Annotated in this window: 23 protein-coding genes; 11 read left to right on the forward strand and 12 right to left on the reverse strand. The window is 67.6% G+C overall.

Annotated features, from left to right (window positions below):
• Positions 1-10 precede the first annotated feature (10 nt).
• Complete coding sequence (locus AC5P9N_RS05700; RefSeq protein ID WP_044570947.1) at positions 11-2,548, reverse strand: methyl-accepting chemotaxis protein; 2,538 nt, start codon at positions 2,546-2,548, stop codon at positions 11-13.
• Positions 2,549-2,751: 203 nt separating this feature from the next.
• On the opposite strand from AC5P9N_RS05700, the gene AC5P9N_RS05705 reads away from it, so the two are divergent.
• Positions 2,752-3,591, forward strand: a complete 840-nt coding sequence (locus AC5P9N_RS05705) for an arylamine N-acetyltransferase family protein (RefSeq protein ID WP_076739652.1) — start codon at positions 2,752-2,754, stop codon at positions 3,589-3,591.
• 65 nt (positions 3,592-3,656) lie between these two features.
• Here AC5P9N_RS05705 and AC5P9N_RS05710 read toward each other — a convergent pair whose 3' ends face one another.
• The 3 genes from AC5P9N_RS05710 to AC5P9N_RS05720 are packed head-to-tail and all read right to left on the reverse strand — an operon-like array spanning position 3,657 to position 5,786.
• The gene (locus tag AC5P9N_RS05710; RefSeq protein ID WP_005411235.1) at positions 3,657-4,028 is read right to left on the reverse strand and encodes a VOC family protein; all 372 of its coding nucleotides are present in this window, start codon (positions 4,026-4,028) and stop codon (positions 3,657-3,659) included.
• Between the two features lie 22 nt (positions 4,029-4,050).
• Complete coding sequence (locus AC5P9N_RS05715; protein WP_005411236.1) at positions 4,051-4,689, reverse strand: response regulator transcription factor; 639 nt, start codon at positions 4,687-4,689, stop codon at positions 4,051-4,053.
• Positions 4,686-5,786: a sensor histidine kinase gene (locus tag AC5P9N_RS05720; protein ID WP_024958364.1), complete on the reverse strand. Its 1,101-nt coding sequence runs from the start codon at positions 5,784-5,786 to the stop codon at positions 4,686-4,688. The genes AC5P9N_RS05715 and AC5P9N_RS05720 overlap by 4 nt, the downstream gene beginning before the upstream one ends.
• Before the next feature lie 156 nt (positions 5,787-5,942).
• Between AC5P9N_RS05720 and AC5P9N_RS05725 the strand changes: the two genes are divergently transcribed.
• The 3 genes from AC5P9N_RS05725 to AC5P9N_RS05735 all read left to right on the forward strand — a co-directional run bounded on the left by AC5P9N_RS05725 (position 5,943) and on the right by AC5P9N_RS05735 (position 8,694).
• On the forward strand, positions 5,943-6,365 hold the full coding sequence (locus AC5P9N_RS05725; protein WP_012481398.1) for a DUF2141 domain-containing protein: 423 nt from the start codon (positions 5,943-5,945) through the stop codon (positions 6,363-6,365).
• Positions 6,366-6,391: 26 nt separating this feature from the next.
• Positions 6,392-7,915 carry a carotenoid oxygenase family protein gene (locus tag AC5P9N_RS05730; protein WP_099485033.1) on the forward strand — a complete coding sequence of 508 codons (1,524 nt, stop codon included), beginning with the start codon at positions 6,392-6,394 and terminating at the stop codon, positions 7,913-7,915.
• Between the two features lie 62 nt (positions 7,916-7,977).
• Positions 7,978-8,694: an ABC transporter substrate-binding protein gene (locus AC5P9N_RS05735; protein WP_005411240.1), complete on the forward strand. Its 717-nt coding sequence runs from the start codon at positions 7,978-7,980 to the stop codon at positions 8,692-8,694.
• 31 nt (positions 8,695-8,725) lie between these two features.
• Here AC5P9N_RS05735 and AC5P9N_RS05740 read toward each other — a convergent pair whose 3' ends face one another.
• Positions 8,726-9,625: a LysR substrate-binding domain-containing protein gene (locus AC5P9N_RS05740; RefSeq protein WP_005411241.1), complete on the reverse strand. Its 900-nt coding sequence runs from the start codon at positions 9,623-9,625 to the stop codon at positions 8,726-8,728.
• A 98-nt stretch (positions 9,626-9,723) separates the two neighbouring features.
• Here AC5P9N_RS05740 and AC5P9N_RS05745 point away from each other — a divergent pair, with 98 nt between their 5' ends.
• Positions 9,724-9,867 (forward strand): hypothetical protein, encoded by a 144-nt coding sequence (locus AC5P9N_RS05745; protein WP_165931257.1) that lies wholly within the window; start codon positions 9,724-9,726, stop codon positions 9,865-9,867.
• A 7-nt stretch (positions 9,868-9,874) separates the two neighbouring features.
• Here AC5P9N_RS05745 and AC5P9N_RS05750 read toward each other — a convergent pair whose 3' ends face one another.
• Both AC5P9N_RS05750 and AC5P9N_RS05755 read right to left on the reverse strand, forming a co-directional pair.
• Positions 9,875-10,441 (reverse strand): GIY-YIG nuclease family protein, encoded by a 567-nt coding sequence (locus AC5P9N_RS05750; RefSeq protein WP_033834050.1) that lies wholly within the window; start codon positions 10,439-10,441, stop codon positions 9,875-9,877.
• Positions 10,442-10,483: 42 nt separating this feature from the next.
• Positions 10,484-12,037 carry an alkaline phosphatase gene (locus AC5P9N_RS05755; protein ID WP_049452103.1) on the reverse strand — a complete coding sequence of 518 codons (1,554 nt, stop codon included), beginning with the start codon at positions 12,035-12,037 and terminating at the stop codon, positions 10,484-10,486.
• A 121-nt stretch (positions 12,038-12,158) separates the two neighbouring features.
• Here AC5P9N_RS05755 and AC5P9N_RS05760 point away from each other — a divergent pair, with 121 nt between their 5' ends.
• Positions 12,159-12,953 carry a D-alanyl-D-alanine carboxypeptidase family protein gene (locus AC5P9N_RS05760; protein ID WP_076739655.1) on the forward strand — a complete coding sequence of 265 codons (795 nt, stop codon included), beginning with the start codon at positions 12,159-12,161 and terminating at the stop codon, positions 12,951-12,953.
• Positions 12,954-12,966: 13 nt separating this feature from the next.
• Here the strand turns inward: AC5P9N_RS05760 and AC5P9N_RS05765 are convergent, their stop codons facing one another.
• Both AC5P9N_RS05765 and AC5P9N_RS05770 read right to left on the reverse strand, forming a co-directional pair.
• Entirely contained in the window at positions 12,967-13,560 is a 594-nt protein-coding gene (locus tag AC5P9N_RS05765; protein WP_005411246.1) for a TetR/AcrR family transcriptional regulator, read from the reverse strand.
• Between the two features lie 16 nt (positions 13,561-13,576).
• Positions 13,577-14,173: an NAD(P)H-dependent oxidoreductase gene (locus AC5P9N_RS05770; RefSeq protein WP_005411247.1), complete on the reverse strand. Its 597-nt coding sequence runs from the start codon at positions 14,171-14,173 to the stop codon at positions 13,577-13,579.
• Between the two features lie 127 nt (positions 14,174-14,300).
• Between AC5P9N_RS05770 and AC5P9N_RS05775 the strand changes: the two genes are divergently transcribed.
• A complete protein-coding gene (locus AC5P9N_RS05775) occupies positions 14,301-14,831 on the forward strand; it encodes a hypothetical protein (RefSeq protein WP_099485032.1) in 531 nt (176 codons plus the stop codon).
• A gap of 33 nt (positions 14,832-14,864) precedes the next feature.
• Here AC5P9N_RS05775 and AC5P9N_RS05780 read toward each other — a convergent pair whose 3' ends face one another.
• A complete protein-coding gene (locus AC5P9N_RS05780) occupies positions 14,865-15,692 on the reverse strand; it encodes an isocitrate lyase/PEP mutase family protein (protein ID WP_099485031.1) in 828 nt (275 codons plus the stop codon).
• A gap of 166 nt (positions 15,693-15,858) precedes the next feature.
• Between AC5P9N_RS05780 and AC5P9N_RS05785 the strand changes: the two genes are divergently transcribed.
• The 4 genes from AC5P9N_RS05785 (at position 15,859) to accC (ending at position 19,336) form a co-directional block, all read left to right on the forward strand.
• Complete coding sequence (locus tag AC5P9N_RS05785; protein WP_005411250.1) at positions 15,859-16,587, forward strand: DOPA 4,5-dioxygenase family protein; 729 nt, start codon at positions 15,859-15,861, stop codon at positions 16,585-16,587.
• A gap of 388 nt (positions 16,588-16,975) precedes the next feature.
• The gene (aroQ, locus tag AC5P9N_RS05790; protein ID WP_005411251.1) at positions 16,976-17,419 is read left to right on the forward strand and encodes a type II 3-dehydroquinate dehydratase; all 444 of its coding nucleotides are present in this window, start codon (positions 16,976-16,978) and stop codon (positions 17,417-17,419) included.
• Between the two features lie 59 nt (positions 17,420-17,478).
• The gene (accB, locus tag AC5P9N_RS05795; protein WP_005411252.1) at positions 17,479-17,958 is read left to right on the forward strand and encodes an acetyl-CoA carboxylase biotin carboxyl carrier protein; all 480 of its coding nucleotides are present in this window, start codon (positions 17,479-17,481) and stop codon (positions 17,956-17,958) included.
• Positions 17,959-17,968: 10 nt separating this feature from the next.
• Positions 17,969-19,336: an acetyl-CoA carboxylase biotin carboxylase subunit gene (gene accC, locus AC5P9N_RS05800; RefSeq protein WP_005411253.1), complete on the forward strand. Its 1,368-nt coding sequence runs from the start codon at positions 17,969-17,971 to the stop codon at positions 19,334-19,336.
• 96 nt (positions 19,337-19,432) lie between these two features.
• Here accC and AC5P9N_RS05805 read toward each other — a convergent pair whose 3' ends face one another.
• Together AC5P9N_RS05805 and AC5P9N_RS05810 are read right to left on the reverse strand one after the other, a co-directional pair.
• Positions 19,433-19,807, reverse strand: coding sequence for a hypothetical protein (locus AC5P9N_RS05805; protein ID WP_005411254.1), 375 nt, complete (start codon positions 19,805-19,807; stop codon positions 19,433-19,435).
• Complete coding sequence (locus AC5P9N_RS05810) at positions 19,804-20,769, reverse strand: hypothetical protein (RefSeq protein WP_099485030.1); 966 nt, start codon at positions 20,767-20,769, stop codon at positions 19,804-19,806. Before AC5P9N_RS05810 ends, AC5P9N_RS05805 begins: the two co-directional genes overlap by 4 nt.
• Positions 20,770-20,841 lie beyond the last annotated feature (72 nt).

The raw sequence follows: 20,841 nt of genomic DNA on the forward strand, positions 1-20,841 counted from the left end.
CGGAGCACGATCAGGCCGCAGCGCGCGCCTGTGGCATCGACTGCAACTGGAACGCGCCCACCGCTTCGGTCAGCGCGTGTACCTGCGCCTGCATCTGCGCGGTGGAGGCACCAGCCTCTTCCACCAGGCTGGCGTTGCGCTGGGTGCTGGCTTCCATCTGCACGATGGTCTGCTTCACCTGCGCGATGCCGGCATGCTGGTCCTGCGATGCACTGCGGATACCGGCCAGCAGCTCGGCCAGCTGCTGCACGCTGCCAACGATCTCGCCCATCGTGATGCCCGCCTGCTCGGCCTGCTGGTTGCCCTGGCCAACACGCGCCACCGAATCCTCGATCAGTCCTTTGATCTGCTTGGCCGCTTCGGCACTGCGCTGGGCCAGCAGGCGCACTTCCGCAGCCACCACGGCGAAGCTGCGGCCCTGCTCACCTGCACGCGCGGCTTCCACCGCGGCATTCAGCGCGAGGATGTTGGTCTGGAAAGCGATGCCATCGATCAGCTGGGTGATGTCGCCGATCCGCCGCGAGGCCTCGCTGATGCCATGCATGGTCGCGACCACCTGGCCGACGGCCTCGCCACCGCGCTGGGCCACCGCGGCCGCCCCCTGCACCAAGGCATCTGCGCGGCCCGCGGCATCGGCGTTGCGGCCAACGGTGTCGGTCAACTCGTGCATCGACGCTGCCGTCTCTTCCAGGTTGGCCGCCTGCTGTTCGGTACGCTGCGACAGATCATGGTGCCCGGCAACGATCTCACCAACGCCGGTGTCGAGGCTGGACGTCGCCTGCTGGATGCGGGTGACGATGCGGCCCAGTTGCGCGACCGTGGCGTTGGCATCGTCGCGCATGCGTGCGAACACGCCCTGCAGCTCACCTTCCATGCGCACGCTGAGGTCACCACGGGCCAGCGCCGCCAGAAGCGCCTGCAGATCGCCGAGGTTGGTCTCGAAGGTCGCCAGCAGGCGGTTGATGCTGGTCGACAACGTGCGCACGAAGCCCTGTTTTCCCTCCAGCGCGATGCGGCCGTGCAGGTCGCCATGTGCGGCGGCGTCGACCAGTGCTGCCACTTCGGTTTCCAGCAGCGTTTCCAGCGCGCGGCTGCGCCACTCCACTGCCACGCCGAGGAAATGCCCTTCGTCGGTGATGGCATTGGCGATCAACTGATAGCGGACGCCGGCATGACCGATCTCGCGCTCCTCACGCTGGCGCACGCCAGCCAGGCTGGCAAGTGCCGGATGCAGGCGTACCGCGTCGCTCCCCACCAGATCTTCAAGCCGGAGTGCAAGCTGCTCCAGCAGCGCCGGATTGGCGTACGCCACCAGGCCTTCGGCATCGATCACCATCAAGCCGGCCTGTGCGCTGTCCAATGCCTGGCGCACGCGGGTGTTGCCGCGGGCCACCGCACGCTCGGTCTCGATGCGCGCGCGCAGGCGCTGCTGCATGTCGACCAGGCGCTGGGCCAGCTGGCCGATTTCATCGTTGGCGTTGTAGACGCGCAGGGTGGTGTCGAGGCGGTCGTCGGCGATGTCGCTGGCGAAACGCAGGGTGTCCTGGATCGGCTGGCGCACCGCACGCAGCACCAGCACCAGGCTGGTGATCAGCACGCCGGCCACCAGCAGCAGGGTCAGTGCGAACACCACGCTCATGGTGCGCGCGCCGGCCTGCTGGCGTGCCTGCGCCCTGGCCAGCGCCGCCACCTGTGCCTGCTGGAATGCGGCCAACGCCGGCGCTACGCCCGTGGCGGTATCCAGCAGCGACTGCGCTTCCACATCCAGGCCGACGCGGGCAGCGGTATACCCCAGCAGTGCGGCCTGATACGCCTCCATCCCGGTGCGCAGGGTGTCCTGCACATCCGCAGGCAGGCCCGCCAGCGCGAGGTCGAACGGCAGCTTCTCCTCGCTGGCGCGGTCGGCGTGGGTGGAATCACCGTCGAGCAGCAGCAGTGCCTCCTGCCTTCGCATCTTCTGCAGGGACAGCGCCAGCGCGGGCCGCTGCTGCACATCCACCTGCGCCTGCAGGGTGTCGGCGGCCTGCTGCAGCTGCGCAGCGAGGCCGGCATCACCACGGCCCATCTCGTCGACCCGTTCGAACAGGGCGGCCACACCCTGCGAGAACGCGTCGGCGGCTTCGGTCAGCGCCTGCAGGGCCTTGCGCCTGCCCGCATCCATCGGCATCGCGCGCAGCGCCTGCAGATCGGTCTGCAACGCCTTCTGCGTGGCCAACAGCTGCGCGCGGTCGGCATCATCGAAACTGCGTGCATACTGGGTCTGCAGGCGACGCGCTTCGGCTACCCGCGTGGACAGGCTGGCAGCCAGATCGCTGCCGCGCTGGTAGCTGGCTTGGCTGCGCGCAGCCAGTGCGTTGGCATGGCCAGTCCAGGCGTAGACAGCAGCGATCGCCACCAGGCCCAGGCCGCAGATCCACAGTGTGGCCTTGAGCTTGTTGGCCACGCTGAGCCGATGTGGCTGCAGCCAGCGCAGCAGCCCGGGGGACGCCGAGTGCAACGCAGCAAGGCGCGTGCGCAGGGACCGGAGGTGGGGGACAACGGCCGACATGACAGACTCCAGGCGGAAAGACGCACATGTATCGGCCTGACTCAGGACAACTTTAGCGCTTTCTTCGTCTGCGTCCCCCCATCGCTGGTGGACGCGGCCTTTGTACCGGGTGCAGGCGACGGAGGCATGACACGGCCGCCGCGCTTGACCTCAACCCCGGTTGGGGGAGCACAGTGGACATCCCTCCCCCGCCCGCTGCCTCCATGACGACGCTCGATGTCCCCCGCTACCTGCAGCGCCTGCAGCTGGATGCGCCGCCACCGCGGACCCTGGCCGGCCTGACCCTGCTGCAGCAGCGCCACAACGCACTGCTGCCCTTCGAGACCCTGAGCTGCCTGCTGCGCGATGCGGTGCCGATCGACCTGGACAGCGTGCAGCGCAAGCTGCTCGACGAGCGCCGCGGTGGTTACTGCTTCGAACTCAATGGCGGGTTGCTGGCGCTGCTGCAGGCATTGGGCTTCGATGCGCAGCCATTGAGCGCGCGGGTACTGCTGGCCGCCCAGGACGGCGAACTGACCGCGCGTACCCACCTGCTGCTGCGCGTGAACGTAGACAGCGACGATTGGCTGGTGGATGCCGGTTTCGGCAGCCTGACCCCGACCGTGCCGCTGCGCCTGCATGATCCGCAGCCGCAGGCCACGCCGCACGAACGCTATCTGCTGCAGCGCCTGCACGACGAGGGTGATTTCGTGCTGTCGGCCGAGTCCAACGATGGTTGGCGGGCGATGTATCGGTTCGACCTGCAGGCGCCGGCACCGATCGACAACGTGGTTGGCAACTGGTACGTGTGCACCCATCCCGATTCCAGTTTCCCCGGGCAGCTGCGCGCGTCGCTGACCGGGCCGGACTGGCGCCGCACCATCGGCAGCGGCAACTACACCGAGTATCGCCCCGGGCAGGCACCGGACAAGCGCCCGCTGCATGATGTGGGTGATGTGCGTGCCGTGCTGCAACAGCGCTTCGGCATGCAGCTACCGGACGACCCGCGACTGGACCCGGCCATCAATGACTGGCTGCAGCGCTCGCGCGCCGCGACCTTGTAGGGCCGAGCCCATGCTCGGCTGAGCTGGAGCGGCTGGGCCAACAGCAGCCGAGCGTGGTCTCGGCTCTACAGAGCAGCGCGCGCCTGCAGCGCAATGCGGTTGCCTTCGCTGTCGCGGATCTCGGCCACGCGCCAGTCGCCCGCGTCGGCGGGTCCGAAGCACAGCTCGGCGCCCGCTTGCAGTGCTCGCTCCAGGCTCGCATCCAGGTCATCGACGCCGATGTAGACGCGCGCCCCCTGTTCGGAAGGCCGGTAGTCCGCGCCGAGCACCAGCGCAATGCTGGCACCGGCGGCCTCATCGGAGAACGGCAGGTAGGCCATCCGGCAGTCGTGCAGCACGACAGGTTCGTCCACCGCGACCTGCAGCCACCGCTGGTAGAACGTGATGGCACGGTCCAGGTCACTGGCCGGGATTTCCACATGCAGGATCGGGTTCACTGGCACTCCTTGCTCGGTCCACTCAGATGATGCGCAGGGTAATGGCCTTCAGCACCGCACGGGTGCGATCGCGGGTGCCCAGCTTGTCGAGTATGGCGGACACGTAGTTCTTCACCGTGCCCTCGGCCAGGAACAGGCTGCGCGCGATCTCCTTGTTGCTGTAGCCACCGGCCAGCAAGCGCAGGATCGCCACCTCGCGTTCCCCGAAGGTATCGGTGGGCGGTGCTTCATCGTGGAAGCGGTAGCGGGCGCGTACCGGCTCGGTGCTGACCGGCAGCAGCAGGGTTTCGCCAGCGGCGACGCGCTCGATCGCCTCGCGCAGGTCTGCGGGTGCGGCGTCCTTGAGCAGGAAGCCCTGTGCGCCGGCCTCGCTGGCACGCAGCAGCAGATCACTTTCATCAAAGGTCGTCAGCAGCAGCCACGGCGTGGCATCGCCGCGCGCGCGCAGCTGGCGCACTGCTTCGATGCCGTCCATCCCGGGCATGCGGATGTCACTGAGCACAACATCCACGCGCTGGGTGGACAGCGCGTCCAGCAACGCCTGGCCCTCCTCGGCCTCCAGCGCCACGTCCACGCCCAACCCCTGCAACAACGCACGCAGCCCGGCGCGGACCAGCGCCTGGTCGTCGGCGAGGGCAACACGGATCGCGCTGCCGTTCATGCCGGCACCCAGGCGGTCAGGTGCATGCCGCCCTGTGCGGTGCGGGCCAGTTCCAACTGGCCACGCACTGCGGCCAGGCGCTCACGCATGCCGGCGATGCCGTTGCCCTCGCGGATACGCTCGGCGCGCTGGCCGTCGTCACGGATGTCGATACGCAACCGGGAATCCTCCTCGTTGATCGTCAGCCATACGGTGTCTGCGTTGCCATGCCGGGCGGCATTGGTCAGCGCTTCCTGTACCAGGCGCAGCACGGTCTCGGCCATCAGCGGGTCAACCACGCGCACGCACTCGCCGATCTGCAGCTGCAGCTTCGGGCGCGGGAACGGCGCGGCCAGCGCGTGCAATGCGGTGGCCAGATCGAGGCCGCGATCATCGCGCATCGATTGCACCACCTGGCGGATGTCGGCCAGCAACTCGCCGGACAGCTGCTCGGCCAGCACCAATCCTTCGCGCTTGGCCAGCACAGGGTCGGCCGCAAGGGCACGCAGGTTCAAGCGCATCGCGGTGAGCTTGTGCCCGGCCACATCGTGCAGTTCGCGGGCCAGGCGCAGGCGCTCGGCGTCGCGTGCACTGTCGGCCAGCAGCGCGCGGGTAGCCAGCAGGTCGGCATTGACGCGGGCCAGGTCATCGCGGGCCAGCGCCGTGCTGCGGGCATAGTGTGCGGTCAGTGCGGCAAAGGCCTGGAAGCCGCCATAGAGCAGCACCACCAGCAGCGGCTGGCTGAAGCCGCTGTAGCGCAGCACGAGATACATGGCGAGGTTGGCCAGCAGTGCAACAGCCAGCACGAAGCGCGGTGGCCAATGCTCGGCCAGCTGCGCCACCAGCACCACCAGCAGTACCGGTGCGGTGCCGGTACGCGGCTGCAGCGCAACCAGCACGACCGCCAGCAACGCCTGCAACACCGCCGCGACAGCGCGCACGCGGGATGGCACCGACGCCCAGCCGTGCACCACGAACAGCAGCAGGAACACGGCAAGCAGCAGCAGGCTCAGCCCGGCACCGTTGCGCTGCACCGCGAATGACAGGCCCACCACCAGCACGGTGGCCAGGCCGGCGAGGCTGAGGGGACGCAACAGATGGCGGAACAGGCTGGGCATGGCCAGATGCTGACCGCCGCGCACGCCGGCGGCAATGGGTCCGGCGCAGAAAGTGACTTCTGGCACGTCGAATCGATGACCACTGGCCCTGAACCCGGTGCAGCGCCGCACGCAGACTGGCGCCACACCGCCACACACACTTCCGGAGCCACTGCCATGATCCGCACCGCCCTGCTCAGCACCGCCCTGACTGCCCTGGCCCTGGCCGGCAGTGCCCACGCCGCCGACCTGGCCGTGACCGTGCACGACGTCCGTGTGCAGACCGGCACCCTGCGCGTTGCGCTGGTCGACAGCGCCGCCGCCTGGGACGGCAAGGCCAGGCCCGTGCAGGCCCAGCAGGCGGCGCCCAGCGGCGACAGCGCCCACTTCACGTTCAAGGGTGTTCCGGCCGGCAGCTATGCCGTGCTGCTCACCCACGACGAGAACGACAACGGCAAGCTCGACACCAACCTGGTCGGCATGCCGGTGGAGGGCTACGGCTTCAGCAACAACCCGCAGGTGATGCGCAAGCCGACCTTCGACGAGGCGCGCGTCGACGTACCGGCCGCCGGCACCGCCATCGACATCACCCTGCGCTGATTCCTGCATCCAGACCCGAGGCCACCATGGACCGTCGCCGCTTCCTTCGTACCCTGCTCAGCAGCAGTGCCTGTCTGGCCCTGGGCACCACCGCGCTGCGCAGCGCTCCCGCCTTCGCCGGCGACCCGGCGCGGTTCGCGCAGGGCATGCAGGAACACCCGTGGCTGCTCGGCTGGCGCAGCGTCGGCAGCGAAAGCCTCGGCCCGGCCACCGTGCAGTTGCAGGGAAAGCTGCCGTCAGGCCTGGCTGGCACGCTGTACCGCAACGGTCCGGCGTGGACCGAGCGCGATGGCTTCCGCTACGACCACTGGTTCGACGGCGACGGCATGGTGCATGGCTGGCGCTTCAATGGTGATGGCAGCCTGACCCATCACGGGCGCATGGTCGCCACGCCGAAATTCACCCGTGAACAGAAGGCCGGCCGCTTCCAGTATCCGGCCGCCGGCACCAGCGTTCCCGGTGCGCTGGCGGTACGCAACAACGATGATGCCAACGTGGCCAACACCTCGGTGACGATGATCAATGGCCACCTGTTCGCCCTGTGCGAATCCGGTTCGGCGTTCGAAGTGGACCCGGATTCGCTGCAGACGCTTGGCCCTGTCACCTGGCGTCCGGACCTGGCGGCGCTGCCGTTCTCGGCGCACCCGCTGACCGACCACGACGGCAGCCTCTGGAACTTCGGCTCGATCAGCCTGATGGGGGGCCATGGCCTGCTGGTCTGGCACATCGGTGCGGACGGCCAGCTGCGCAGCGCCAATGTGATCGAAACACCCGAGCATGGCTACCTGCATGCCTTCGCGATGACCGACCAGCATCTGGTGTTCGTGATGATGCCGTTCGATTTCACCGGCGCAGGTGGCAGCTTCTTCGAGCGCATGCAGTTCGCACCGCAGCGTCCGGTGCGCATCGCGGTGGTCGCCAAGGATGCGCCGGACAAGGCGCAATGGTTCGAGGCCCCGTTCGCGGCGATCTACCACTTCGGCGACGCGTTCACCCGCGATGGCGGCATCGTGCTGCGCGCAGTGCGCCACGACGACATCAATGAGGCGCGCTCGCCGATGAAGGAAGCGATGGCCGGTGATGGCGCACACGCGGCCAACAGTGGCGCCAGCCTGGTCGAGCTGCATCTGGACCTGCGTCGTGGACAGGCCCGCTGGCAGACGTTGGGCATCAGCGCCGTGGAGTTCCCGTTGTTCGACCCGCGCTCGGCGAACACACGTGGCGCACGGCTGTATGCGCCGACCATCGACGGCACGGCCACTGCGCCGTACTTCAACGCGGCGGCCGCGTTCGAGATCGAGCACGGGCGCCGCCAGCTCTGGAACTACGGGGCGGACATCATGGCCGAAGAGCATGTGTTCGTACCGCGCCCGGGCAGCCGCAACGCCGATGACGGCTGGCTGATCGGCACCCTGCTCGATCCGGTGAACCAGCGCAGCGGCCTGGCCGTGCTGGATGCGCGCCATGTGGATGACGGTCCGCTGGCCCAGGCGTGGCTGCCGTATGCGGTGCCACTGGGCTTCCACGGCACCTTCGCCGCGCGCGGCTGAGTCCACGCCACGCGGACACCGTTGTTGGCATGCTGGGTCTCCCCTGCCCCGTGGAGTCCTGCATGTCCCTGGCCGACCACCGACGTACTCTGGCACCGCACGGTTTCCTGCGCGTGGCGATCAACCTGGGCAACCCGGTGCTGGCACAGGGCGATGCGCGCTCACCGCGCGGCCCCTCGCTGGAACTGGCTACCGCGTTGGCGCAACGGATGGGGGTGCAGGCACGCTTCACCTGCCACGATGCCGCAGCCTCGGTGGTCGCCGCAGCGGGCGAAGACGGCTGGGATCTGGCCTTCCTGGCGATCGATCCGGCGCGTGCCGACCGCATCGCCTTCAGCGCTCCGTATGTGGAGATCGAAGGCACTTACCTGGTGCGCGAAGACAGCCCGGCGCAGCAAGTGGCCGACCTCGACCGCGACGGACTGCGCATCGCGGTGGGGCGTGGCGCGGCCTATGACCTGTTCCTGAGCCGGGAACTGCGCCATGCCACGATCGAGCGGGCGGACACCTCGGCAGCGGCCATCGCCCTGTTCGACCAGCACCGCCTGGATGCCGCCGCCGGTGTACGCCAGCCGCTGGCGGCCTGGGCGAAGGCACATCCCGGCCATCGGGTGCTGGCCGATCGCTTCACCGCGATCCAGCAGGCAGTGGCGGCACCGGCCTCACGCCCCGCCGATGCGCTGCGGGCGCTGTTTGAGGAAGTGGAAGCGATCAAGGCGGGTCCGTTGCTGGAGGAAGCGTTCGCGCGTGCCGGGCAGGCGGTCACCCTGGTGCAGTGACTGTAGAGTCGAGATCGAGCACCGCGCGGCGTTACAGATGCGCGTCCGCCATGTGCTGCACATGCTCGGCGGCCTGCGCATGCAGCCAGTCGCGGAACGCGAGGAAGCCGCGATGGCTGGCCGAGCGCTGCGGGTACACCAGCCAATGCGGCCACGCCGTCTTCAGGCGCTGGCTGGACAGCGCGACCAGCTGGCCGGATTCCAGCAGCAGGCGTGCCCGGGTCACCCGGCCAAGGGCCACGCCTACGCCATCCAGTGCGGCGCGATGGTGCGCCTCCGAATCATCCAGCACCGCCACGAAGCGCGATGGCGGGCTCTGCCCGCTCAACGCGAACCAGGCGCCCCACGCGCCGTCGGGATCACCGAGCAGCGGCCACTGGGTCAGCGGTACACGGTCGATGCCCCCCATGCGCTCGATCAGCGCGGGGCTCGCCATCGGCACCAGCCACTCGTCGAACAGCGGTTCCACCACCAGGCCCGGCCATTGCCCGCTGCCCAGCCGCAGCGCGGCGTCGAACTGGCGCTGCCGCTCGAAATCAATCAGGCGCTCACTCGACTGCAGGTTGATCTCGATCTGCGGATGCTCAGCCACGAAGTGACCCAGGCGCGGCACCAGCCAGGCCGATGCCATCGATGGCACCGCACTGATCGTCAGCACGTGCTCGGCACGCGCGGCATAGGGCTGGAAGGCTTCGTTTATCGCATCCAGATGCGGCCCCACCTGCTCGAGCAGGCGCTGCCCCTCAAGGGTAAGGGTGATACCACGCGGCTGGCGGATCAGCAGCGGCTGCCCGAGCCGTTCTTCCAGCTGCCGCATCTGGTGGCTGAGCGCGCTGACGGTCAGGTTCATCGACGCCGCCGCGCGCGACAGGTTGCCAAGCCGGGCGGCAGCCACGAAGCCCTGGAGGGCATGGAGCGGAGGGCGGGACATAAGGCTTGAAATTCTCTCAAGTCATGCTTGCGGAAATGTCGCTTTTTGCCCGTCCATGCTGCCCGTATCGTGCAATCCACTCAAGTGGAGGCACGCTCATGAACATCTTCGGCGGCTTGTTGTTCCTGCAGGGCCACGTGGCCAGCGCCGAGCTGGCACGCCAGCTGGCCAGCCCATCCAGACCTGCCCCGCAGTGCGCGCGGCAACCGGCCGCGCCGGTTCAGCCGCCGCGAGCCCGTTGAACGCTCCTCAACCTGCATACCAGCGTTGGACGTGTTCAGGCAGCCATGGGATCGGATCGATGTCCAATGCCCGACAACCGTCGAGGGTGTCACGCAGCGCGCCCTCGCCGGGGCCACCGGGGATCCGCAGGCCTTCCTCTTCGGGAAGCTGCACCGCCGCCCAGTCGTGCAGCCGGTCCATGCGCAGGCGAAGCGCGGCTCGCAGCCATCCCTTCAGTGGATAACAGCGATAGCCCTGTTCGCCCAGGCCGGCAACCGCAAGCGACAAAGCGTGGTTGGCACCACGTACCCATTCGGTGCGGCCTCCAGCCTTGTCCTGGACCGTCATCGGCGCCGGAGCGCGGTGCGCCTTGAACGGCGAACGCAGCTGCAGCTCCAGATCCCGCGCATCGCGCTCGCTTTCCGCTTCCACCAGCGCACCGGCGTCGAGATCGAAGAACTCGAACCAACGCCGGTGCAATGCGCTGATGCGCCCAAGCGGATCACGTGAGAAACCAATCTTCGCGTAGTCTTCCCACGCACAGGGGAAGACGTAGGCGAAGACACGACCGTCGATGCGGATATCCGACTGCATGTACGCAGGCTGCCTCGACAACAGCCCGCGTGCAACCGGGCGTTACCGTGGACGCTGCAGCGCTTCCTGCACTGCGGCAGCCACGTCGGTATTGTCGATGTAGCTGCCGTCGTTCCAGCGCACGTGCTGACGGTAGCCGGCATCGACGCCCCGCACGCGCTTGCCCAGCAGCTCCGCGCCGGCGCCCCTGGCCCACAGCGGCACCAGCGCGTTGGAGTGGTTGCCGGTGGGGCGGAAGCTGATTCCGGGCATGCGGCCGCGACCGTTGTTGCGTACCGGCGCGAAAGCCACGTCCTGTGCATCCGGGCCCATCGGCATGCTGTTGTCGTGGTCGGTGGTGACGATCAACAGGTTGCGCTCCCAGCCACCGTTGCGCTCGATCCAGTCGACCACCGCCGCCACCGCGTCATTGAATTCCACGGTCTCTTCGATCAGCCGGCCATACTGCGGCTGATCGCTGCACTGGCCGTAATGCCATTCGGTGCCGCACGCACTGGTATGTGCGGCCCAGTCGGTGGCGCCGCCTTCCACCATCAGGTACAGCCCCTTGGACGAGCGCTGCTGCAGGAACTGCAGTGCGCCACGCGTCATGGTCGCCAGATCGGGCACGCTGTCGATCTTCCTCACTCCCGAAGGCGTGCCTGCATCCTTGCCCAGCACCTGCAGCTGGCGCGCCTGCTGCAGTGTGTTGGCCACGCGCGGTACACCGATCAGCGGCCGGTCGGCCGGCAACCGTCCCTGCGCCAGTGCGGCGAACGCTTCCTTGCTGCGGATCAGGCGCCACGGTCCCGCTGGATTGCCGCCGATGGTGCTGCCCGCTTCCAGCTGCTGCCAATCCTGCTGCGACACCCACTCCCATGGATTCGCACAGCCCTCCGCCTTCGCGGCGTCCGTACCTTCATGGCAGGCGCGGCCGTCGACGCTGTAGCCCGGGCCACCCGTGCCCATCACCAGGTCCATGTGGCCCTGCGCCAGCATCTGGTGTGCGATGGCGTGATAGTTGCTGCGCGATTCGTTCTGCGCCGCGAACGCGGCCGGCGTGGCATGCGCGAACGGCACCGAGGTGACCACGCCGGTGGCCATGCCCAGGCGCTTGGCGCGCAGCGTATTGAACTCGACCGGCTGGCCATCGTTGTTGAAGTTGATGGCGTTGTTGTAGGTCTTGATCCCCGAGGACAGCGCAGTGCCCGCCGCCGCACTGTCGGTAGCCACCGCGGCCAGGTACTGGTAGCCCGCAAAGGGCAGGTCCTGCGCAGGAACCGGCGCGTCATCCCAGGCCTTGCCCGGGTCGTAGCCAAGCGTCTGCGCGTTGTCACCGGTCGGCTGGCTGCTCGCGTTCAACGGAAAGGTGGTCACCGCCAGGCGCAGTGGGAAATCCGCATAGGGTGCGCCTTCACGGCTGCCGTACTGCCAGTAGGCGGCGGCGTCCCAGGTACCCCAGCCGGCACCGTCGTTGATCATCACGATCACATTGAGCGGACCGGCTTCGGCGCTGGAAACAGCCTCGGCGCGCAGGTTGGGCTGGCAGCCGCCAAGTGCGGCCAGCGCGAGCAGCAACGAAGAATGAAGCCAGCGGCGTGGAATGCGTGCAGTCATCGGATGTCCCGTCGGGCCATCGGCGGCCCAAAGTGACGATACGTTATATCGTTTCAATATTTCAGATTCGTGCAGTCGCCGCACACTATCCTCCTGGGTCCCCACTGCCATCGTCGCTTCCATGCCGTCTCCTGCTCCTGCGCGTGCACCGCTGTCGTCCATCACCCTCGATGCGGCAACTTTCGCGGTGATTCACCAGCACAACGCGGATATCGCCAGGCAGCCGGCCTCGCTGACCAAGCTGATGACCGCCTACGCGGCTTACGAATGTGTCGAGGAGCGCGGGCGCTCGTGGGGCGACGAAGTCACCATCGCCGCCGACGACGTGCATGCGGTCGCCGACGATGAAACGCGCATGGGCCTGGTGCCCGGCGAAACGGTCACGCTCGCGCGCCTGCTGGAAGGGTTGATGATCGTCTCCGGCAATGACGCGGCGCTGGCCATCGCGCGCCACCTGGACGGATCGCAGCCTGCGTTCCTGGAGCGCATGAACCGGCACGCACGCCAGCTCGGCCTGCGCAGCAGCTGGTTCGCCAGCGTCTCCGGCATCACCACGCCGCACCATGCGTCCAGCGCGCGCGACATGGCGGTGCTGGCCGCCTGCCTACTGAATGACCATCCGCAGATACTGGCAATCACCGCGCAGCGCGCGTTCGTGCATGGCAGCTTCAGCCGCAACAACCAGAATGCGCTGCTTGGCGATGACGGCGTGGATGGATTAAAGACCGGCTACACCCAGGCAGCAGGCTTCTGCCTGGCCGCCACCGCATGCCGGGCAGTGCCCGGGCGGGATCAGCCGGTACGCCTGATCACCGTGGTATTGGGTTCTGAAAGCCGCGACGCGCGCGACGCACGGGTGCGCGATCAGCTGGCGGCAGGATTCGCCACGCTGGCCAGCAGCACCGCCGGGGCCTGACGCCCGAAGCCGCTCAGCGCCGCTTGACCGTCGCCACGATCAGCCGCTGCAGCTCGGCCTCGGCGTTGGTCTTGTCCAGCGCACCTGCCGCCACGGCTTCGGACAGGGCTTCAGCCGCACCGAGAATCGCCCAGCGCCCAGCAAGTGGCACCGTGCCATCGGCGGCAAACGGACCCAGCCATGCGTCGCAGTTGTCGATGAAGTCCTGCTGGTAACGCCGTCGCACCTCGTGCAGTTCCGGCGCGCCCACCAGCGCGGCAAGGATGCCCTGCACTTCACTGCCCTGGCTGAGGATGCAGTCGATGTAGCCGGAGGCGATAGCCGCCGCACGGTCGGCCAGCTGCGCGCGGGCGCGGCCGATACGCTCGTGGAAGACCACCGTCTGCCGCCCGTCATAGTCATCGTAGAGCGCGGCCAGCAGGCCGTTGCGGGTCACGAAGTGATCGTAGGCCACCGGCTTGGTCACGCCCGCCGCCTCGGCCAGCCGTCCCAGCGTCAACGCGTCGGTGCCTTCTTCACCGACCAGCGCCCAGGCCACGTCCAGCAACTGGCGGGCGCGTTGCTCGCGGGTCAATCGGCGGCGCGTGGGAGCGGCGTTGGCGGGCATCGGCGGAACACGGCGATCAGCGCATCGGAGTGCCTATTTTACGGCCGATCGCCAGCGCGGTCTGCAGATGCGCTCCAGCCGCACCGGTATCGGCATCCAGCAGCAGGTCGGACGTCAGCACGCGTGCGCCACAGTAGTCGAAGATGCCCATGTCGATCTGCGTCTTCATCGCCGCATCGTAGCCGCGTCGTTCGACCATCGCTGCATCGGCACCGCCCAGCCCCACCAGATGCACGTTCAGGCGCTGCAACTTCTTCACCAGCTTGCCCTGCGCGTCCTGTGCGTAGGCCCATTCGTTGGTGAAGACACGGTCGATCCAGCCCTTCAGCAGTGCCGGGAACGACCACCAGTACAACGGGAACACCAGCACCAGTGTATCGGTGGCCTCCAGCCGTGCGTGCTCGGCGGCGATGTCGGCCGGTACCGCGCCAGTGCTGCGGAACAAGGCCTGGTCCTGGGCGTTGAAGCGCGGATCGAAGCCTTCGGCCATCAGATCGGCGTAGGCCACGGTGTTGCGGGCGTCGGCAGCAGTGATGGCATCGCCGATGCGATGCGCCATCGCATGGGTCAGCGAACCGGGTTCAGGGTGGGCGATGACAATGAGGCTGTGCATGGGGGGGGCTCCAGAAATCAATACCTACCAATAGTAAGTAGTGATTTACAGGATACCAGCGCCATCGATGGGACGCTGTTTTCGCATCCACCGTATAGTGCGGCGGTGCCCTGTGAGACACCCGAACATGGATCGACGCCTGCCCCTGACGATGCTGATGCTGCTGTCGCTGTTGCTGCCATCCGCCTTCGCAGGTGAACTCAGTCCCAGTGATGCGAAGGCACTGCGCGAAGATGTGCGCGCCATGATGACTGCATACGCCCGCGGCGATGCGGACTTCCTCATCGAACGCACCCATCCCAGCCTCAAGCGACTGGCCGGCGGCGATGACGCCTTCCAGGCGCTCACCCGTGATGCGTTGAAGAAGCAGCACAACGCCGGTGTAGTGGTCATCAGCGAAGATGTAGGTGTGCCGACCCGGACCTATGCTGCCGGAGAGGAAGAAGTCTGCTTCGTGCCACGCCAATCCCTGATACGGGTGCGTGAAACCCCAATGCGCAGCACCACGTTCATGGTGGCCGTGCGCCGCGTTGGTGGTTCCGGCTGGACGTATCTGGATGGCACCGGGCTGCAGGGCAATCCAAACCTGCTTCGCCAACTGCTGCCGGCGCTGGAACCCGACGTGACCTTACCCAAGCGGGAGATCGAGGCGCTGTAGTCGCCGGCCCCTCCCGCCTTGCACGGCGTGGATCTAGCGGAACAGCGCGTTCAAGGCAGCCCCGGAGGCCGCCTGCTGCAGCCCATCGAAGCGTCCGTCCTGCACGATCGGCTGGGTCGCCTGCATCAGCCCGCCCCACGCGGCACGGGCGAGTGCGCCGCCCAGGCTGATCCGGCGAATGCCGAGCGCGGCAATGTCCTGCAGGCGCAGCGGTGTCGGTCCACCGACCAGCAGGTTCACCGGCTTCGACCCGGCAGCGGCGACCACCGCGCTGATCTGCTCGCGCGTGCTGATGCCAGGTGCATACAGCACGTCGGCACCGGCCTCTGCGTAGGCACGCAGGCGCTGCAGGGTGTCCTGCAGATCCGGCACGCCAACGAAGAAGTTCTCGGCGCGGCCGACCAGCAGCACGTCGCCACCCGCGCGGTCGATGGCTGCACGGGCAGCGCGCAGGCGCTCGACCGCCTGGTCGATCGGACGCAGCGGTGCATCGGCCACGCCGCTGGCATCCTCGATCGACAATGCCGCAATGCCGGTGTCGATCGCCGCGGCCACCGCCTCCTGCACCGCCTGCGGCGTGACGCCGAAGCCATCACCGAAGTCGGCATTCAACGGCAATGGGGTCGCTGCCACCATCACGCGCAGATGCGCCAGCGTGGCCTGCAGCGAAACCGCTCCGTCCGGCCGTCCTTCGCTCCAGGCGCAGCCGGCACTGGTGGTGGCCAGTGCCTGGAAGCCCTGCCGCTGCAGGTAGCGGGCACTGCCCACATCCCATGGGTTGGGCAGCACGAAGCAACCCTGCGCGTGCAGCTGGCGGAAGAACGCGCGCTTTTGCTGTGTGTCGGCATCGGGCGAGATCATGGAAGGGCTCCGGGGCGGCAGACCTGCACCCTAGCCCGCCCAGCGGCCACGCTCAACGACAACGGGGCGCACCTGCATGAGGTGATGCCCCCTGCTTATTGGACGCTGTGGATGCGGGTGCCCGAGCGTGCTTGCCTGCCCACACGATGCCGCCACGGAGCCCTTCATGCACCCGGACCCGCAGACCCTCACCGACGCCGGCGATGATGACGCCCACTGGGCCGACCTGCTTTCGCCGGCACGGCGCCGCCTGATCGCTTCGGCGGGTCTGGCCGCTGGCGGCCTGGCCAGTGCCTCGACCGCCGCCGCAGCACCGCGCGGCAACGACGCGGTGAACACCACCGAGCCTGGCCGCCCCGGCTTCCGTGCCATCGTGCCGCCAGCACCGGAAGGGCACAGCCCCTGGGGCCAGGCCACGGCCAGCGAACCGACCCCGCGCCCGGCCAGCGTGCGTCCCGGCGAGGCCACCCTGCCCGTGACCCCACGCGCCTACACCGACATCAAGAGCTATCACGCGCACATCTACTTCGACGAGGACAGCTTCGAGAAGGCTGCGCTGCTGCGGCGCTGGACGGCCGAGCGCTTCCCGGTGGAGCTGGGCAACTGGAACCTGGAACCACGCGGGCCGCACGTCACCCCGTCGTTCTACTTCGGCTTCACCAACGACCTGCTGCCGGTGCTGGTGCCTTGGCTGCAGCTCAACAGCCTGGGCCTGACCATCCTGATCCACCCCAATACCGGTGATGGCCGCGCCGACCACCTGTATTACGCGTTGTGGGTAAACCGCGCGCAGCCGGTGAATGCCTACAACTGGCCGGCACCGAAGCCTGGAGAACGGGAACCGCTGGAAGAGGTGTTCCCGAACGTGGTGCCGACGGTGCCGCTGGAGACGTGAGCGGGGGCGTGGCGGGGGGCAGTGGGTGGCGTGCGGCGCACCTTGGGCTGCCCCTCGGTGGGTGCGTAGCGTGCTACGTACCGAACGTCCTCCATCCACGCATCGCGTGGATCTATTGAATGGTGGCCTCATCCGCGCGTGGCGTGGATCTACTGCAGCACCACCCATGACAGCATCAGCCCTGCCCATGCCTGCCGCCATCGTCGGCCTACGTGCATGCATCCCCGGCCTGCGAGCCATTCAGCGCGCCTTGATCCAGCGCCCGCCATACGGCCACAAGCGCTCCGGCAGATTTCAAACGTTCGATTGAAACGCTGCAAACTTCGCCGAACTGGACAGCATCCGCCGGTTCCGCCAGACTGCCGCCCTTTCCCGTCTTCCGGATCCCATGGCGAAGCTGCTGGTCCTGCACGGCCCCAACCTCAACCTGCTCGGCACACGCGAGCCGGAGGTCTACGGCCACACCACGCTGGCCGACATCGACCAGGCCCTGGCCAGCCAGGCATCGGCCGCCGGGCACGCGGTGGAGAGCCTGCAGTCCAATGCCGAGCACGTGCTGGTGGACCGCGTGCAGGCCGCACGCGACGACGGAACCGCTTTCATCCTGATCAACCCCGCCGCCTTCACCCATACCTCGGTCGCCCTGCGCGATGCGCTGGCCGCGGTGGCGGTGCCGTTCATCGAGATCCACCTGTCCAACCCGCATACCCGCGAACCGTTCCGCCAGCACAGCTACTTCAGTGACAAGGCGGTGGGCGTGGTGTGCGGCTTCGGTGCCGACAGCTACCGCTACGCGATGGACGCGGCGCTGCTGCGGGTATCCGCCACCTGATTGTCGACCCGGGCGCCCACGGCGCTCTCCTCACCTAGATAGAAACCAAAGAGGCCCTCATGGATCTGCGCAAAATCAAGAAGCTGATCGACCTGCTGGAAGAGTCGAACCTGGCTGAAATCGAAATCAAGGAAGGCGAAGAGTCGGTGCGCCTGTCGCGTGCCCCGGTGGCCGGCTATGCCGCCCCGGTCGCCGCCCCGGTGTACGCCGCTCCGGCCGCCCCGGCACCGCAGGCAATGCCGATGCAGTCGCCAACCGAAGCCTCCACCGGCGGTACCGCCAAGCCGGGCCCTGCACTGCCGGAAGGCCACGTGCTGCGCTCGCCGATGGTCGGCACCTTCTACGCGTCGTCCGCACCGGACAAGCCGGCCTTCGTCACCGTTGGGCAGCAGGTCAAGGAAGGCGAGACCCTGGCCATCATCGAAGCAATGAAGATGTTCAACCCGATCGAAGCCGACACGTCCGGCACCATCGTCGCCATCCTCGGCGAGAACGGCCAGCCGGTGGAATTCGACCAGCCGCTGTTCGTGATCGGCTGAGGGGCACGCCATGCTCGACAAAGTCGTCATCGCCAACCGAGGGGAGATCGCGCTGCGCATCCTGCGCGCGTGCCACACCCTCGGCATCCGCACGGTGGCCGTGCATTCCACGGTCGACCGCAACCTCAAGCATGTGGCCATGGCCGACGAGTCGGTCTGCATCGGCCCGGCGCCGTCGCCGCAGAGCTACCTCAACATTCCGGCGCTGATCGCCGCCGCTGAAGTCACCGACGCGCAGGCGATCCATCCCGGTTACGGCTTCCTGTCGGAGAACGCCGACTTCGCCGAGCGCGTGGAAGAATCCGGCTTCATCTTCATCGGCCCCAAGGCTGACACCATCCGCATGATGGGCGACAAGGTCGAAGCCATCCGCGCGATGAAGTCGGCCGGCGTGCCGTGCGTGCCCGGTTCGGGCGGCCCGCTGGGCGATGACATCGTCGCCAACACCAAGATCGCCCGTGAGATCGGCTACCCGGTCATCATCAAGGCGGCCGGTGGCGGTGGCGGTCGCGGCATGCGCGTGGTGCATGCCGAGGCCTCGTTGAAGACCTCGATCGAAACCACCAAGAGCGAGGCCAAGGCCGCGTTCGGCAATGGCGAGGTCTACATGGAGAAGTTCCTGGAGAACCCGCGCCACGTGGAAATCCAGGTGCTGGCCGACGGCCAGGGCAACGCCATCCACCTGGGTGAGCGCGACTGCTCGATGCAGCGCCGCCACCAGAAGGTGGTGGAAGAAGCACCGGCACCGGGCATCACCGCCGAACAGCGCGAGCAGATCGGCAAGGTCTGCACCGAAGCCTGCGTGCGCATCGGCTACCGCGGCGCCGGCACCTTCGAGTTCCTGTACGAAGACGGCCGCTTCTACTTCATCGAGATGAACACCCGCATCCAGGTGGAACATCCGGTCACCGAAATGGTCACCGGCATCGACCTGGTGGCCGAGCAGCTGAAGATCGCCGCCGGCCAGAAGCTGTCGATCAAGCAGAGCGACGTGGTGCTGACCGGCCACGCGATCGAGTGCCGCATCAACGCCGAAGACGCCGAAACCTTCGTGCCGAGCCCGGGCACCATCACCGGCTTCCATCCGCCGGGTGGCCCCGGCGTGCGCGTGGATACCCACATCTACAGTGGCTACCGCGTGCCGTCGAACTACGACTCGATGATCGGCAAGCTGATCGTGCACGGCCCGGACCGCGAAACCGCCATCGCCCGCATGCGGGTGGCGCTGAGCGAGATGGTGGTCGACGGCATCAAGACCAACATCGCCCTGCAGCAGCGGATCATGCGCGACAAGGGCTTCCAGGCCGGTGGCCAGAACATCCACTACCTGGAAAAGCGTCTTGCCGAGCGCAAGAACAAGCCGATCGCACTGACCTGATCGGCAGCAGGTACTGGACATGAAAAGGGCGGGGATATCCCCGCCCTTTTCCATTGCCGTGGAGCCGAGCGTGGGCTCGGCTCCACGGCAGGTGCATCAGCGCTTGTCGGCAGCTTCGGCCGGGATCTGCGAATTCGCCAGCGGGCGTACACCATTGGGCGAGCTCGGGTCGACGATCACCATCGTCTCGGTGGACCCATCGGGCCACACCACCTGGAAGGTACTGCCTGCCGGCAACGATGCGAACGGCATGCCGCTCTGCGCGCGATAGACCGCAGCGACCTGGCTGGCACCCACGCGGCGCACATCTTCCTGCGCCTTCACCGTGGTCAGTTCCACTTTCGACAGATGCCGGTAACGATCTTCATAGGTGTCGATCATCAACAGCCCGACCGCGCCGGCCGAATAGGCCACGAACAGCGCCACCCAGAACCAGAACTTGGCCCCATGCAGGAATCGACGGTAGTTCATTGCCCGCCCCTCTTGCCAACCAATCGCTTGATCCACTGCTTCATTTTCCCCGCACCTTGCCGCGAAACCGCAGCGTCATACACGAAATCCCGGAAATCCTGCGTCCCATCCTGCGAACAGATCCCTCCATTCGCGCAAAAACTGTTGACCAGCACGCTGTCTGCACCACACGGTAGACCGAGCTCGCAGGCCGCAACCCGCCACGCCAGTTCACTGAGCTGTTCTCCCGCCACCAGGCCAGTGAGCGCCTGGTCGCCCGCCGCGCGCACGCCCATGCCCGGTGCAATGGCCATGAAGGCCTCCGGATCGCGCGATGTGCGCACCCGCTCGACCAGGTCACGGCGGTACTCGGGGCTGTCATTCAGCGGCTCGCCTTCGGCAAACAGCGATGCTTCCGCTGCGAGGTTGCCCTGCGTGGCTGCCTTGCGGCGCTCGGCCAGCACCAGCGCGGACCCCAGCTTGTCGCCCGGCACGAAGCCGCCACAGCGCTGCGCCACGCGCTCGCGCGCCTGCACCATCGCCGGTGCAGCGGTCAGGCCCAGCCCGGCCAGCACATTGTTGTCCAACCGATAACCGCCTGGATCGATGGCGTACTGCGCGCAGTAGTCGTAGACCCGGCTGAGCATCCAGCGCGCCTCGTGATTGCCGTCGTCGGCCTGCACGCGCAGGCGCTGCGCATAGGCGTACAGATCGGTGGCACCCTCGATGTCCGCGCGCAGGTCCAGCGGCAGGCCCGAAGGCAGCGCGTTGCCGCGCTCGAACGCCGCCAGGCGACGCGCCAACGCTTCCGGCACGACCGGCAGGGGCGCCGCATCGTCCGCCGCAACCTGCGCCGTCGGCAGTTCGCCTGCGGTCACCGGTACCGACCCGGCATGGCCGCTGGCCCGATACCCGGCCACGCCCAGCACGGCCACCGCCGGCAGCACGAGCAACCAGGTTTTAAGGGTCGGAGCAAAGGCCATTGGCGGCAGTGAGCGTTCATGGCGCACAGGAAAGCAGCAAGTTTAGCAAGGCCCGCCAGGCCTGTCTGAATC

This window comes from Stenotrophomonas sp. YJH_SMC_6, assembly GCF_059371335.1.

Coding starts and splice junctions, on each gene's coding strand:
- AC5P9N_RS05700 (WP_044570947.1), bottom strand. CDS start 2,548: ATGTCGGCCGTTGTCCCCCACCTCCGGTCCCTGCGCACGCGCCTTGCT.
- AC5P9N_RS05705 (WP_076739652.1), top strand. CDS start 2,752: ATGACGACGCTCGATGTCCCCCGCTACCTGCAGCGCCTGCAGCTGGAT.
- AC5P9N_RS05715 (WP_005411236.1), bottom strand. CDS start 4,689: ATGAACGGCAGCGCGATCCGTGTTGCCCTCGCCGACGACCAGGCGCTG.
- AC5P9N_RS05720 (WP_024958364.1), bottom strand. CDS start 5,786: ATGCCCAGCCTGTTCCGCCATCTGTTGCGTCCCCTCAGCCTCGCCGGC.
- AC5P9N_RS05725 (WP_012481398.1), top strand. CDS start 5,943: ATGATCCGCACCGCCCTGCTCAGCACCGCCCTGACTGCCCTGGCCCTG.
- AC5P9N_RS05730 (WP_099485033.1), top strand. CDS start 6,392: ATGGACCGTCGCCGCTTCCTTCGTACCCTGCTCAGCAGCAGTGCCTGT.
- AC5P9N_RS05735 (WP_005411240.1), top strand. CDS start 7,978: ATGTCCCTGGCCGACCACCGACGTACTCTGGCACCGCACGGTTTCCTG.
- AC5P9N_RS05740 (WP_005411241.1), bottom strand. CDS start 9,625: ATGTCCCGCCCTCCGCTCCATGCCCTCCAGGGCTTCGTGGCTGCCGCC.
- AC5P9N_RS05745 (WP_165931257.1), top strand. CDS start 9,724: ATGAACATCTTCGGCGGCTTGTTGTTCCTGCAGGGCCACGTGGCCAGC.
- AC5P9N_RS05750 (WP_033834050.1), bottom strand. CDS start 10,441: ATGCAGTCGGATATCCGCATCGACGGTCGTGTCTTCGCCTACGTCTTC.
- AC5P9N_RS05755 (WP_049452103.1), bottom strand. CDS start 12,037: ATGACTGCACGCATTCCACGCCGCTGGCTTCATTCTTCGTTGCTGCTC.
- AC5P9N_RS05760 (WP_076739655.1), top strand. CDS start 12,159: ATGCCGTCTCCTGCTCCTGCGCGTGCACCGCTGTCGTCCATCACCCTC.
- AC5P9N_RS05765 (WP_005411246.1), bottom strand. CDS start 13,560: ATGCCCGCCAACGCCGCTCCCACGCGCCGCCGATTGACCCGCGAGCAA.
- AC5P9N_RS05770 (WP_005411247.1), bottom strand. CDS start 14,173: ATGCACAGCCTCATTGTCATCGCCCACCCTGAACCCGGTTCGCTGACC.
- AC5P9N_RS05775 (WP_099485032.1), top strand. CDS start 14,301: ATGGATCGACGCCTGCCCCTGACGATGCTGATGCTGCTGTCGCTGTTG.
- AC5P9N_RS05780 (WP_099485031.1), bottom strand. CDS start 15,692: ATGATCTCGCCCGATGCCGACACACAGCAAAAGCGCGCGTTCTTCCGC.
- AC5P9N_RS05785 (WP_005411250.1), top strand. CDS start 15,859: ATGCACCCGGACCCGCAGACCCTCACCGACGCCGGCGATGATGACGCC.
- aroQ (WP_005411251.1), top strand. CDS start 16,976: ATGGCGAAGCTGCTGGTCCTGCACGGCCCCAACCTCAACCTGCTCGGC.
- accB (WP_005411252.1), top strand. CDS start 17,479: ATGGATCTGCGCAAAATCAAGAAGCTGATCGACCTGCTGGAAGAGTCG.
- accC (WP_005411253.1), top strand. CDS start 17,969: ATGCTCGACAAAGTCGTCATCGCCAACCGAGGGGAGATCGCGCTGCGC.
- AC5P9N_RS05805 (WP_005411254.1), bottom strand. CDS start 19,807: ATGAACTACCGTCGATTCCTGCATGGGGCCAAGTTCTGGTTCTGGGTG.
- AC5P9N_RS05810 (WP_099485030.1), bottom strand. CDS start 20,769: ATGGCCTTTGCTCCGACCCTTAAAACCTGGTTGCTCGTGCTGCCGGCG.